The following is a 12,950-nucleotide window of genomic DNA, read 5'->3' on the forward strand; positions in this document are numbered from 1 at the left end:
GTGGCCTGCCGGTACTGACAATGGGCGCAACTGGATACCGTCGACAACACAAAGGATCACAAAATGGCGCCACAACCCCCTTGACCTTCAACTCATCATATGAGGGGGGCCTGATGCCCAGGGACTGGGCCGCTCCAAGGGCGGCTTAGGCACTAAGCTGCACGTCGCCACCGATAGCCTCGGCAATCCTGCCAGCCTCCTTGCCAGCCCGGGCCATCGGGGCGAGGTTCTCTTTGGTGCCCCCTTGATCAAGGGGATCGCATGCCGATTCGTAATCGCCGATCGGGCCTACGATGCCGAACACTTTCACGACACCATTCTGGATGCTGGTGCCGAGCCGGTCATCCCGCCACGACCCAATCGCCGCAGGCCGCATGCCTACGACAAGGATCTCTACAAGGAACGCAATCTGGACGAGCGCTTCTTCAACAAGCTCAAGCACTTTCGGCGCACCGCAACCCGCTACGACAAACTGCTTGCCAACTTCATTGGCTTCGTCACCCTCGGCGCGATCCACATCCTGCTGCGGTAAAAGTTAAATCCTCACCACAACCTAGGCGCGCCCACCGGCGCGAGCGCGCTGAAGCGCCTCTAGCGCGTCGAAAGGACGCGCTGCGCTGTCGTCGCAAAACCGCCACCGAAGCTTGAAATACTGATCCGCGATCCCCCAGATTGGGGACTTCGGGATCATTCATGAACGACGCGCAACCAAGCTCCCAGATCGAAATACCCTTTGTGGGCCGCTGGCACTATTCGCGCGCCGAGTTGATCGCCGATGGCATCGTCCACGCAGTGGGCATCGTTCTGGCGATCGCGGCCGGCTCCGCCTTCCTGGCGCTCGCCGCTTTCCATTCCGGCCCCGGTGAGTACGTCGCCGCGGTCTTCTATGTCGTGTCGCTGCTCACCGTGCTCTCGGTGTCGCTGGCCTACAATCTTTGGCCGATATCGTGGCCGGCGAAATGGATATTGCGCCGCTTCGACCACGCCGCGATCTACCTGCTGATCGCCGCCACCTACACCCCGTTGCTCGCCCAGCTCCACGCCTCGTCGCTGGCCTTGCCGATGATCGTCGTGGTGTGGGCCGCGGCGGCAATGGGCATCGCGATCAAGATGTTCCTGCCCGGCCGTTACGACCGGCTGGCAATCGTCTTTTATCTCGCCATCGGCTGGAGCGGCGTCGTGCTCGCCGGACCGCTGGTCGAGACGCTGCCGACCGCCTCGATCGTGCTGCTCGTCGCCGGCGGCATCGTCTATTCCTGCGGCGTCATCTTCTTCGCCTGGAAAGGCCTGCGTTTCCACAATGCCGTCTGGCATGGCTTCGTCGTCACTGGCGCCGGGCTGCATCTGGCCGCCATGGTCGACTGCCTGGTCATCAGCCGATTCTGAGTTCCCTGGCGACAGCGATATTGCCAAGCGCCATTCATTTTGGTCACAATTCCGTTTAGAGTCGCGCAAATTCGCGGCGGTGGCATCGGAAACGGGGCACGGATGGCTTTTCTCAAATCCTTCGGCAGGCGCTCGGATGTCCTGGTCTACGATCCGCACAAGCTGTCCAGCCCGCAGGTCTTCCTGCTCACCATGGTGATCTTCCTGATCATCGTCGCCTTCATCGCCGCCATCCTCACCCGCCAGATCTCGAGAGCCTTCTCCAGCAACCCCGGCCTGAACGGGCTGATCATCGGCGTGCTTGTCGTCGGCATCCTGCTCGCCTTCATCCAGGTTGGCCGGCTGTTCCGCGAGGTGCGGTGGGTCAATTCCTTCCGCGCCGGCTCCGAAACCACCGAGCCGGTGCTGCTGGCACCGATGAAGGCGATGATCGGCCGCTCGTCGACCATCGCCTTCTCGACCTCTTCGATGCGCACCATGCTCGATTCCATCGCCACCCGCCTCGACGAAAGCCGCGACACCTCGCGCTATCTCGTCGGCCTCTTGGTGTTCCTCGGCCTGCTCGGCACTTTCTGGGGCCTGCTCAACACCATCGCCTCGATCCGCGAGACCATCGAGGCGCTCGACCCCGGCACGGGTGACGCCGCCGCTGTGCTCGAAGCGCTGAAGCAGGGGCTCTCGGCGCCGCTCGCCGGCATGGGCACGGCCTTCTCGTCATCGCTGTTCGGCCTTTCCGGCTCGCTGGTGCTCGGCTTCCTCGACCTGCAGGCCGGCCGCGCCCAGACCCGCTTCTACACCGAGCTCGAGAACTGGCTGTCCTCGGTCACCGATCTTTCATCCGACATCGTCGTCTCCGATACGCACCGCGCCGAGCCGTCGGAGGAGATCCGCCTGCTGTCGGAACGGCTGCGCAGCCTGCAGGAGAATGGCGGTGGCTCCAACCCGCGCGTCGCCACCGCCATGGCCAATCTCGCCGACGGTATTTCCGGCCTGGTCAAGAACATGCGCTCCGAGCAGCAGATCATGCGCGACTGGGTCGAAGCGCAGTCCGACGAGCAGAAGGCCATGCGCAACACGCTGGAAAAGATCGCCGACGCGCTGAAGAAACAAGGGGTCCACTGACGTGGCGCTGGCAAGACGACGCGCCGACCGCCGCATCGACTACTGGCCGGGCTTCGTCGACGCGTTGTCGACGCTGCTGCTCGCCATCATGTTCCTGCTCACCGTCTTCGTGCTGGCGCAGTTCCTGCTCAGCCGCGAGATTTCCGGCAAGGACACGGTGCTCAACCGCCTCAACTCGCAGATCAACGAATTGACCCAGTTGCTCGCGCTGGAGCGCTCGAACAGCCAGGACAAGGAAGATTCGCTCGCCAACCTGCAGGCTTCGCTGTCGGCGGCGCAGGCGGAAAAGGGCCGTCTCGAACAGTTGCTGGCGCAGGGCGCCGGCGCCGGCGACGCAGCCAACAAGCGGGCGGAAGCGCTATCCGGCGAGCTCAGCAACCAGCGCCAGATCAGCCAGCAGGCGCTGAGCCAGGTCGAGATCCTCAACCAGCAGATCGCAGCGCTTCGCAAGCAGATCGCCGCACTCGAGGACGCGCTCAATGTCTCCGAGCAGCGCGACCAGGAATCCAACACCAAGATCGCCGATCTCGGTCGCCGCCTGAATGTGGCGTTGGCGCAGCGCGTCCAGGAGCTCAACCGCTACCGCTCCGACTTCTTCGGCCGGCTGCGCGAGATCCTCGCCGACCGTGAGAACATCCGCATCGTCGGCGACCGCTTCGTCTTCCAGTCGGAGGTGCTTTTTCCCACCGGCTCCGACGTGATCAACGATGCCGGCAAGGTCGAGATGAAGAAGCTTGCCGACGCCGTCATCGAATTGCAGAAGGAAATCCCGCCCGAGATCAGCTGGGTGCTGCGCGTCGACGGCCACACCGACAACAAGCCCCTGTCGGGCACCGGCCGCTATCGCGACAACTGGGAGCTTTCGACTGCGCGCGCGACCTCGGTGGTAAAGTTTCTGATCGAGAACGGCGTGCCGGCCAACCGGCTGGTCGCCGCCGGCTTCGGCGAGTTTCAGCCGCTCGATCCGTCCGATACGGATGAGGCGCGCAGCAAGAACCGCCGTATTGAACTGAAGCTCACCGAACGCTGACTGGTCACTCGAAATCCGTCCGCGCCGGCCGGCCGTCCCGCTTGGGTGCGACCTTTTAGGGCGGGATTCGAGCGTGACAAGGCCGCAAAAGATTACCGTTTTTTAATTCCACTTTGGCAGGTGCCGCTCCTAAGTTTCCCTAGAGGGCCGAGGACCGCCGGCGGTGCCTCCCACATCGCGACGCGACGGAAACCGGACGGCCCAGGCCGGAAGGCAGGTCGCTCCCGGCGCCGCCTTCCCCAGCAACAAGGAGACGCAGCCATGCGCTCTTTCAAGCTACCCAGGACAGCGGCACTTGCCGCACTTGTCGTCGCCGTTCCGTTTGCCGGCGCCTATGCCGCATCGGCCGGCTTCTACACGCCGCGCACGGCGGGCCTGATCGACCAGGCGCAGAGCGTTGATCAAGGCATCACCGCCGCGAGGCAGATGGACAAGATCAAGCCAGCCGAGGCGCGCAGCCTTCATATGCGTGCCGCTCACATCAGCCGCGTCGCCCAAAGGGAAGCTGCCGCGGGACATGGCTCGATACCAGCCACGCAGTACCAGCAGTTGGTCGCGCAACTCGATGACGTGAGCCAGAGCCTGCGCAACGCCACTGGCAGCAGCCCGCTCATCGGCGATGGCGCGGACGGCGGATATTATCCGAACGGGTGAATTCATCCATAGCAGCGCCTTCCGTGACGACGGCCCCGCGCGTCTGTTGGCGCCCGGGGCGTCGCGTAGTCGGGAATTTTACCCAGAATGGCGTGCCGGCCGGTCGTTGCCGGCTGCGTCAAGTTTCAACCGCTCGATCCGTTCGGTGTGGACGGGTGCGCGGCAAGTTCCTGCGTTGAACTGAGGCTCACCGAACGTTGATCCGACATCACGCGAACTCACGCGAATTTGTTCGCCGGCTCAACACTAGGGCGTAGGAAGTCGAGGACTATCTGGCGCCCGCGAGACCTGGTCTCAAGGGCGTCCTTTTTCGATCACAAGCCGAGCCAAAGCGCGGCGATGGCGAGCACCGCGGGCACCGTCTGGACGAACAGGATCTTCCGGCCGACGGTCGCGGCGCCGTAAAGGCCGGCAATGGCGACGCAAAGCAGGAAGAAGACCTTTATCTGGAACCCGCCGACGCCGAGATAGAGGCCCCAGATCAGGCCCGCGGCGAGAAAGCCGTTATAGAGCCCCTGGTTGGAGAGGCGCTGGCAAAATCCGGCTTGAGGTTGAACGCCTTGTGGCCGCGTGGCGTGTCCCACAGCACCATCTCCAGATAGACGATGTAGAAGTGGATCAGCGCCACCAGCCCGACCAGGATGTTGCCGACCATCTTTCCCCCTCCACGCGACCGCGTTCCAACGATATTGATCACGCCCGGTCTGCACTCCGCAAGGACATCGGGGTTGCCAATGTCCGCGCGTTGGTATCTTTTCGCGCCGTCCAAAGTGCGGAACCGATCATGTCCTTCCAGAAACTCGACCAACTCGGCCACAAGCTTGAAGCGCTGGAACATGCGCTGGCCATCCTCGGCGCCGATGAGGCGACCCACATGGCGGTCGGCGGCGGCGAGAAACGCGCCGAAGCGACATCGACGCTGGCCGGCATGCTGCACCGCCAGGCCACCGCGCCGGAGATCGGCGACTGGATCGCCGCAGCCGAAGCCGAGCCGCTGAACGACGAGCAGCGGGCGGCGGTCAGGGAAATGCGCCGGCAATACACCAACCTCACCTGCCTGCCGGCCGAATTCGTCGAGCGACAGACAACGGCGCGCATGCGCTCCGAGCAGCTCTGGCGCGACCTGCGCGCCAAGAACGACTGGGCGGGTTTCCTGCCGGCGCTGGAAGGCGTGGTGGCGCTGGTGCGGGAGGAGGCGACGCTTCGCGCCGACGCGCTCGGCCTCGATCCCTATGACGCGCTGATGGAGCAGTATGATCCCGGCAACCGCGCCGCCGACATCACGCCGGTGTTCGCCGAGCTGAAGGCCTTCCTCAAGGACTTCGTGCCGCAGGCGCTGGCCGCGCAGGAGGCGCGGCTGGCGAAGCATCCGCTGAAGCCGCTCTCCGGCAGCTACGCCGTCGAGAAACAGCGCGAGCTTGGCCTCGCCATGATGGCGGCGGTCGGCTTCGACCTCACGCATGGCTCGCTGTCGGTGTCGCACCATCCCTTCTGCGGCGGCGTGCCGACCGATGTGCGCATCACCACCCGCTACAAGACCTCCGATTTCCTGTCGGCGCTGATGGGAGTGCTGCACGAGACCGGCCACGCGCTCTATGAGCAGAACCTGCCGAAAGCCTGGTCGCACTGGCCGCTCGGCAAGGCGCGCGGCATGGCCATGCATGAGAGCCAGAGCCTGTTCGTCGAGAAGCAGATCGGCCGCAACCCCGCGTTCTGGTGCTGGGCGCTGCCGATGGTCGAAAACCATCTCGGCGAAACCTGGTCGCTCGACGACATCCTGCCGCATGTCCACCATGTCGAGCGCGGCCTGATCCGCGTCGATGCCGACGAAGTCACTTACCCGCTGCATGTTATCCTGCGCTACGAGCTCGAGCAGGAGCTCGTGTCCGGCCGGCTGGAGGCCACCGACCTGCCCGAGGCCTGGGACGCCAAGATGCGCGACTATCTCGGCCTGTCGACCATCGACAACCCGGCCGACGGGCCGATGCAGGACGTGCATTGGCCGGGTGCCGCCTTCGGCTATTTCCCGTCCTACACGCTAGGCGCCATGATGGCGGCGCAGCAATGGGCGGCCTTGACCAGGGAGCACCCGTCCGCCGACGAGGATCTTGCCAAAGGTGATTTCGGCGCCATCAACAACTGGCGCCGCGAAAGGATCTGGTCGCATGGCTCGCGCTGGTCGACGCCCGAGTTGCTCGAGCGCGCCACCGGCGAGAAGCTCAACGCCGCCTATTTCACCGAACATCTGCGCAGGCGCTACGGCGACTGACGCGCCTTCTCGAACTCACTGGACCAAGGCGCGCAAAAGTTGCCTTGCCGGTCTTTACTTTGCGGGGAAAGACTCTGAAAAAAGAGACTTCTTTGCATCGTGGGCTTGGATGTTGGTGGGTAGCAGCTTTCGCAGGATCGGGTCTTTCTGCAGCCTCTTCCTCTTTTTGATCTTGCTCGTCGGCCTGAACTTTCCTGCAAAGGCGGATGAGATTGTCCGGAAGGGACCGGCCGCAGATTGGGTCACGCTGATCGATATCCCTTCGGCGGATCCGACGCGGGCCGACCAGATCAAGAACGGCATATCATGGCTGCTGGCGGACGAGCAGATCGTCCATCGCGACCACGGCTACGACGACTATTCGCGCACGGTCTATAGAATAGTCGACCGCCCCGGCCTTGAGGAGGGCGCCAGCATCGACCTGCAGTTCGATCCCTCGAGGCACAGGGTCACGCTCAACCATTTGCGCATCATCCGCGACGGCGTGGTGCTCGACCGCCTGGACGGCGTCAAGTTCGACATATTCCGACAGGAGAAAGACGCCGAAAAGGGCATCTATGACGGCTGGCTGACCGCCCATGTCAATATCGACGACGTGCGCGTCGGCGACGTCGTGGACTATGGCGAGACCTACGAGATCACGCCGCTCGTCGGCAAGGGTCTGTTCTTCTACAGCTTCTCGACCGAGTGGGAAGAGCCGGTGGGACTGATCCGGACCAGCATCATATGGCCGGCCGCGCAGCCGCTGGCGATCAAGCCACGGGGAACCGGGATCAAACCCGTGATTTCCACGTCGGGAACGGACACGACCTATCTGTGGGAGATTGCCAATCCCAAGCCCGTCAAGGTCGAGGAGAACGTGCCCGGCGGCGTTCCCGGGCTGGGGATCGATCGACGTCTCGTCGACCTCAAGCTGGCAAAGCGTGATCGACGCGGTTCAGCCCTACTACAAGCCGGCGACCGCCTTCCCCTCCGCTTTCGCCGCGAAGCTGGACGAGATCGCAGCCAGGCATCCGCAGCCGGAGGATCGAATGATCCAGGCGATGCGCCTCGTTCAGGACGAGATCCGCTATGTCAGCCTCTCGATGGGGTCCGGGTCGTACATCCCGCGCGATCCGGCGACGGTCATCCAGAGCGGCTTTGGCGACTGCAAGGACAAGGCGCTGCTGCTCACCTCCGCTCTTATGCGGCTGGGCATTTCGGCACAGGTGGCGCTGGCCGACCTCGATCAGGGGCGGGCGCTGGACCAGCATCTGCCGGCGCTGCGCAACTTCGACCACGGCATCGTCAAGGCGACGATCGGAACCAAGACATATTGGCTCGACGCCACCGACTACCTGCAGGGCGGAGATGCAAGCAACGTCGCGCAGCCGGATTATGGCTTCGCCTTGCCGGTCTTCGGCAACGGCGAATTGGAGAAGATGCCAAGCCCGGAGCTTAAAAGCCCCACGATCAAGGTCGCCGAGGATTTTTCCTTTCCCGACAAGCCCGACGGTCATCTGACGCTGACGGTGCTCTCGACCTATGAAGGCGCCGACGCCGACGGGATGCGCAGCAAGCTCGCCAGCCGATCGGTGAGCAAACTGTCCGACGACTATCTCAAATATTACAGCAAGCGCTACCCTGGCATCGAAACCGCGGCGAAGCTGGAGATCTTCGACAATCGCGACGGCAACCTCATCAATGTGCGGGAGAGCTACCGGCTCCCGGCACAGGCGCTCGCCGCCGACGATCTTGCCAAGAATTTTCGATCAAGGCGGCCGACCTCGGCACCGATCTGCCGACACCGACAATGGTGGACCGCGTCGGACCCGTCTCGCTCGGATCGCCTGTCTATCGCCGTCACACCGTGACGGTGAGCAACCTGAAGGCACGGTTTTCGGGCGGGGACATGAAGAGCGTCGTTACGCCCTATCTCTCCCTGAAGTCGTCATGGAGCAACACGCCGACCACTTTCGAGGTGCAGTGGAATTTCCAGACCCTGGCGACGCAGGTTCCGGCCAAGGCGATCGGCGACTATCTGAAATCGGTCAAGGACGTCTCGGACAACATCGACTGGACCTACGATTTCACCTACCAGGACGCGGCCGCTGACCCGCCAGCCGCCACCCCCGGCAATCCCGTCCGCCAGCTCCTCACCACCGTGGTGCTGCTGTCCCTGTTCATAGTCTTGCCGCTGTTCATGGCCTACGGCCGGAGCCGGTAGCGGACAGTTCCGAAAAGTTCAGCAGCCGTTCGGCATCGCGCGAGGGCGAATGCCACCTACTCCGCAGCGCCTTTGAAGGCGCTGGCGCCGCTCTCGAACTGCAGCTTGGCGAGCCGCGCATAGGTGCCGCCCTTGGCGACAAGGCTCTGATGCGTGCCTTCCTCGACGATGCGTCCGCCTTCCATGACGAGGATCCGGTCGGCCTTGAGCACCGTCGCCAGCCGGTGGGCAATCACGACGGTGGTGCGGCCGCGCATCAGCCGCTCCAGCGCCGTCTGCACCAGTGTTTCGCTTTCGGCGTCGAGCGCCGAGGTCGCCTCGTCGAGCAAAAGGATCGGCGCGTCGCGCAGGATGGCGCGGGCGATCGCCACGCGTTGGCGCTGGCCGCCTGAGAGCGTCACGCCGCGCTCGCCGACCTGGCTGTCATAGCCCTTTTCGAGCTTGACGATTAATTCGTCGGCAAGGGCGGCCTTTGCCGCCGCCTCGATCTCGGCATCGCTGGCACCCGGCCGGCCGAAGCCGATATTGTCGCGCGCGCTTGCCGCGAAGATGGTGACATCCTGCGGCACGATGGCAATGCGCCCGCGGATGGCGGCCGGATCGGCATGACGCAGATCGACGCCGTCGATGACGACGCGTCCGCTCTCCGGATCGTAGAAGCGCAGGATCAGTGAGAAGACGGTGCTTTTTCCCGCGCCCGAGGGGCCGACGATCGCCACCGTCTCGCCGGGCTTCACCTGGAAGCTCAGCCCATGCACGGCGGCGCGGTCCGGCCGCGCCGGATAGGAGAAGGAGACATCGTCGAAGCTGATCGCGCCCTTGGCCTTGGCGGGCAGCGACTGCGGATCGAGGGGCGGCTGGATGGCAGGCCGCTCGGCGAGGATCTCGGTCAGCCGCTCGGCCGCGCCCGCCGCCTGCGACAGCTCGCTCCACACTTCCGACAGCGCGCCGAGGGCGCCGGCGGCGAACACCGAATAGAGCAGGAACTGCCCGAGCGTGCCGGCCGACATCGTGCCGGCAAGTACGTCGCGCGAGCCGAACCACAGCACCGCCACCACCGAGGAGAAGATCATGAAGATGGCAAAGAAGGTGAGGAAAGAGCGGGCGAAGACCGACGTGCGCGCCGCCTCGAAGGCGGCTTCGACGGCGGCCGAGAAGCGCCCGGTGACCAGCTTCTCGTTGGTGAAGGCCTGCAGCGTGCGCACGGCGCCGATCTGCTCGCTGGCGTAGGCGGTGGCCTCCGCAAGCGTGTCCTGCGCCAGGCGCGACTTGCGCCGCACCGAACGGCCGAAGGCGACCAGCGGCAATACGATCAGCGGGATGGCGGCGATGACCAGGCCGGACAATTTTGGGCTGGTGAAGACCATCATCGCCACGGCGCCGAGGCCGAGGATGAGATTGCGCAGCGCCACCGATGCCGTGGCGCCGACCGCCGACTTCACCTGCGTGGTATCCGCGGCGAGGCGCGAGACGATTTCGCCGGACTGAGCGCGATCGAAAAAAGCCGGCGAGAGCGTGGTGACGTGGGAAAAGACATCGCGGCGGATGTCGGCGACGACGCGCTCGCCGAGCGTGATGACGAAATAGTAGCGGCTTGCGGAAGCCGCCGCCAGCAGCGCCGCCATCAGAACAAGGGCTGCAAAATACTCGGCAATGAAGGTGGAGCTCGCCGCCTGGAAGCCATGGTCGATCATGCGCCGCACCGCCATTGGCAGGGCAAGTGTGGTCACTGCCGCTACGATCAGCGAGATGATGGCGCCGACCGCCAGCTTCCGGTAGCGGGTGATATAGGGGAAAAGGTTCCTGAGCGGCCGGACCGAGCGCCGGCGCTCGTCTCCACTGACACCGATATCCGCCATGAGCGTTTCCTCTGGCCGCTTGCCGGTAATGCGCCTCAATATGCGCTTGCCGCGGCCTTGTGATTCAATTCCGGCTGATGTATAGGCTCGCCGACCGTTTTAGAAGCCGTGGCTTTTCATTAGCTGCGGCTTCGAGTTTTAAAAAGGGGCGCATCGACGCAGGCCATGGGCCCGTCACCAGCGCCGGCAAGCCAGGAACACGACAATGAAGGCCGATATCCATCCCGACTACCACACCATCAAGGTCGTCATGACCGATGGCACCGAATACCTGACCCGCTCGACCTGGGGCAAGGAAGGCGACACGATGAACCTCGACATCGACCCGACCACGCACCCGGCCTGGACCGGCGGCCAGCAGACCCTGGTCGACCGCGGCGGCCGCCTGTCGAAGTTCAAGAAGCGCTTCGAAGGTTTCGGCCTCTAAGCCAGGGACCCCTGTAGCATTTGAAAAACCCGCCTCGAGGCGGGTTTTTTTGTTTGCCTACCAAGCTGCTGGCAATCGCGCAGCGTTGGCGCTGCCCCTCACCCTTACCCTCTCCCCGTGAAGAACGGGGAGAGGGGGCGCCGACGCTGGAGCTTATCCCTTCTCCCCGTCACTATACGGGGAGAAGGTGCCGGCAGGCGGATGATGGGCGGCGCCGACCTCGACAATTGGTTGGCTACAGAGACGCACTGGAAAATTCGGTGACAGCGCACTTTTCGCGATAATGCGACCATCGGCAAGCGCCTAGGTCGGGTCGCCTCTACCCACCCAGCCTCCGCGCGCGAAACTCAGCTCTTCGCCTTGCGGTCGACATGCCCCAGATCGCGCTCCGGGTCGATGACATCGCGGATCAGTTGCTTGAGCTTTGCCGCGTCCGGAAAGCCGCCGTCGCGCTTGCGCTCCCAGATAAGCTCATCGTTGCAGGTGATGGTGAAGATGCCGCCGGTGCCCGGCACCAGCGTCACCTCGCCGAGATCGGTGCCGAAGGTCGAGAGCAATTCCTGCGCCATCCAGCCGGCACGCAGCAGCCACAGGCACTGCGTGCAGTAGGTGATGCGGATGATCGGAAGCGGCTTCTCGTTCATGACGGATTGCGCAGCCGATCAGGCCGCGCTGAGCTTGGCCATCGTCTCGTCGTCGACCTCGAAATTGGCGTAGACGCTCTGCACGTCGTCATCGTCCTCGAGGGTGGCGACCAGCTTCATCAGCGACTGCGCCCGCTCTTCGTCGACCGGGACATTGTTCTGCGGCCGCCAGATCGGCTTCACCGATTCCGCCTCGCCGAGCGCGGCTTCGAGCGACTTCGACACGTCACCGAGATTTTCGAAGCTGCAATAGATGGTGTGGCCTTCCTCGTCCGACTCCACGTCGTCCGCGCCGGCCTCGATCGCCGCTTCCATCACCTTGTCGGCGCTGCCGGCCGCGGCCGGATAGTAGATCTCGCCGATGCGATCCCACATGAAGGACACCGAGCCGGTTTCGCCGAGCGCCCCGCCGGCCTTGGTAAAGGCGGCGCGCACGTTCGAGGCCGAGCGGTTGCGGTTATCGGTCAGCACCTCGACGATCAGCGCAACGCCGCCCGGGCCGTAGCCTTCATAGCGCACGGCCTCGTAGTTTTCGGCATCGCCCGCGGAAGCCTTGTTGATGGCGCGCTGGATGTTGTCCTTCGGCATCGACACCGCCTTGGCGTTCTGCACCGCAAGGCGCAGCCGCGGGTTCATCGCCGGGTCCGGCGTTCCGGTCTTGGCCGCGACGGTGATTTCGCGCGCCAGCTTAGAAAACATTTTCGACCGCACCGCGTCCTGGCGGCCCTTGCGGTGCATGATGTTCTTGAACTGCGAATGGCCAGCCATGGCACCCCTGTCGTGTTCGGCTAGAGCATCCTGAAGCGGGTGAATTCACCGCGCCTTTTGCAAAATGCTCGAATTCAAATTTTCAGAACGTCTGAGCTATGCCTGCGAAGGCACGCGGCGCTCTCTGTCGGAATGGCCGGCTTATAGATAAATCGGCTCAATTCGTCCAGCCGCGCCGTCGACCCCGGCGGTCGGGCTGGCTGAAAATGCCTTGCAACACGGAATCATCCCTCCAGCTCCGACTTGAGGCGGTCGAGGATGCTGATCGCATGGCCGGCATATTGGCTGATCCAGCGGTCGTGGATCTGCTTGATCGGCAAAGCGTTGAGATGGTTCCAGCGTTCGCGCCCCTCGCGCTTCGCGACGACCAGATCGGCCTCTTCGAGCACCTTCAGATGCATCATCACCGTGCAGCGATCCATGTCCGGAAAAGCCTCGCAGAGCGCGCCGGTGGTCTGCGGCTGGTCCTTCAGCCGATCCAGCAACGCGCGCCGGCGCGGATGCGCCAAGGCCTTGAAAACATGGTCATCTGCGACGTGACTTGACATGTTATATTTCTATAACATATCGTTTTGGCAAGCAAGG

13 protein-coding genes and 2 pseudogenes are annotated in these 12,950 nt (G+C 63.9%); 10 read left to right on the forward strand and 5 right to left on the reverse strand.

Annotated elements, in window-relative coordinates; translation table 11 throughout:
* Positions 1–124 precede the first annotated feature (124 nt).
* The 5 genes from RFN28_RS32025 (at position 125) to RFN28_RS32045 (ending at position 4,192) form a co-directional block, all read left to right on the forward strand.
* Positions 125–532 carry an IS5 family transposase gene (locus RFN28_RS32025; protein WP_320291193.1) on the forward strand — a complete coding sequence of 136 codons (408 nt, stop codon included), beginning with the start codon at positions 125–127 and terminating at the stop codon, positions 530–532.
* 161 nt (positions 533–693) lie between these two features.
* Positions 694–1,386, forward strand: coding sequence for a PAQR family membrane homeostasis protein TrhA (trhA, locus tag RFN28_RS32030; protein WP_320291162.1), 693 nt, complete (start codon positions 694–696; stop codon positions 1,384–1,386).
* A 102-nt stretch (positions 1,387–1,488) separates the two neighbouring features.
* Positions 1,489–2,508 (forward strand): MotA/TolQ/ExbB proton channel family protein, encoded by a 1,020-nt coding sequence (locus tag RFN28_RS32035; RefSeq protein ID WP_320291163.1) that lies wholly within the window; start codon positions 1,489–1,491, stop codon positions 2,506–2,508.
* 1 nt (position 2,509) lies between these two features.
* Positions 2,510–3,538, forward strand: coding sequence for a peptidoglycan -binding protein (locus tag RFN28_RS32040; RefSeq protein WP_320291164.1), 1,029 nt, complete (start codon positions 2,510–2,512; stop codon positions 3,536–3,538).
* Between the two features lie 261 nt (positions 3,539–3,799).
* Positions 3,800–4,192 carry a hypothetical protein gene (locus tag RFN28_RS32045; RefSeq protein ID WP_320291165.1) on the forward strand — a complete coding sequence of 131 codons (393 nt, stop codon included), beginning with the start codon at positions 3,800–3,802 and terminating at the stop codon, positions 4,190–4,192.
* A gap of 314 nt (positions 4,193–4,506) precedes the next feature.
* Here RFN28_RS32045 and RFN28_RS32050 read toward each other — a convergent pair.
* Positions 4,507–4,847, reverse strand: a pseudogene (locus RFN28_RS32050) (DUF1304 domain-containing protein).
* Positions 4,848–4,976: 129 nt separating this feature from the next.
* Between RFN28_RS32050 and RFN28_RS32055 the strand changes: the two are divergent.
* From RFN28_RS32055 to RFN28_RS32070, 4 genes and pseudogenes are all read left to right on the forward strand, one after another.
* Positions 4,977–6,461 carry a carboxypeptidase M32 gene (locus RFN28_RS32055; RefSeq protein WP_320291167.1) on the forward strand — a complete coding sequence of 495 codons (1,485 nt, stop codon included), beginning with the start codon at positions 4,977–4,979 and terminating at the stop codon, positions 6,459–6,461.
* A gap of 109 nt (positions 6,462–6,570) precedes the next feature.
* Positions 6,571–7,245: pseudogene (locus RFN28_RS34970) on the forward strand (DUF3857 domain-containing protein); the annotation flags it as partial.
* Between the two features lie 139 nt (positions 7,246–7,384).
* The gene (locus tag RFN28_RS32065; protein ID WP_320291169.1) at positions 7,385–8,314 is read left to right on the forward strand and encodes a transglutaminase-like domain-containing protein; all 930 of its coding nucleotides are present in this window, start codon (positions 7,385–7,387) and stop codon (positions 8,312–8,314) included.
* A gap of 38 nt (positions 8,315–8,352) precedes the next feature.
* A complete protein-coding gene (locus tag RFN28_RS32070) occupies positions 8,353–8,667 on the forward strand; it encodes a hypothetical protein (protein WP_320291170.1) in 315 nt (104 codons plus the stop codon).
* A gap of 56 nt (positions 8,668–8,723) precedes the next feature.
* On the opposite strand, the gene RFN28_RS32075 is transcribed toward RFN28_RS32070, so the two are convergent.
* On the reverse strand, positions 8,724–10,526 hold the full coding sequence (locus RFN28_RS32075; RefSeq protein WP_320291171.1) for an ABC transporter transmembrane domain-containing protein: 1,803 nt from the start codon (positions 10,524–10,526) through the stop codon (positions 8,724–8,726).
* 205 nt (positions 10,527–10,731) lie between these two features.
* Here RFN28_RS32075 and rpmE point away from each other — a divergent pair, with 205 nt between their 5' ends.
* Positions 10,732–10,953 (forward strand): 50S ribosomal protein L31, encoded by a 222-nt coding sequence (gene rpmE, locus RFN28_RS32080; RefSeq protein ID WP_071094974.1) that lies wholly within the window; start codon positions 10,732–10,734, stop codon positions 10,951–10,953.
* A gap of 347 nt (positions 10,954–11,300) precedes the next feature.
* On the opposite strand, the gene RFN28_RS32085 is transcribed toward rpmE, so the two are convergent.
* From RFN28_RS32085 to RFN28_RS32095, 3 genes are all read right to left on the reverse strand, one after another.
* Positions 11,301–11,597 (reverse strand): Rdx family protein, encoded by a 297-nt coding sequence (locus RFN28_RS32085; protein ID WP_320291172.1) that lies wholly within the window; start codon positions 11,595–11,597, stop codon positions 11,301–11,303.
* 18 nt (positions 11,598–11,615) lie between these two features.
* Positions 11,616–12,365: a YebC/PmpR family DNA-binding transcriptional regulator gene (locus RFN28_RS32090; RefSeq protein ID WP_320291173.1), complete on the reverse strand. Its 750-nt coding sequence runs from the start codon at positions 12,363–12,365 to the stop codon at positions 11,616–11,618.
* 224 nt (positions 12,366–12,589) lie between these two features.
* The gene (locus RFN28_RS32095; protein WP_320291174.1) at positions 12,590–12,913 is read right to left on the reverse strand and encodes an ArsR/SmtB family transcription factor; all 324 of its coding nucleotides are present in this window, start codon (positions 12,911–12,913) and stop codon (positions 12,590–12,592) included.
* Positions 12,914–12,950: the final 37 nt, after the last annotated feature.

Origin of the sequence: Mesorhizobium album (assembly GCF_033977205.1) — a bacterium.
Classification (GTDB): Bacteria; Pseudomonadota; Alphaproteobacteria; order Rhizobiales; family Rhizobiaceae; genus Mesorhizobium; species Mesorhizobium album.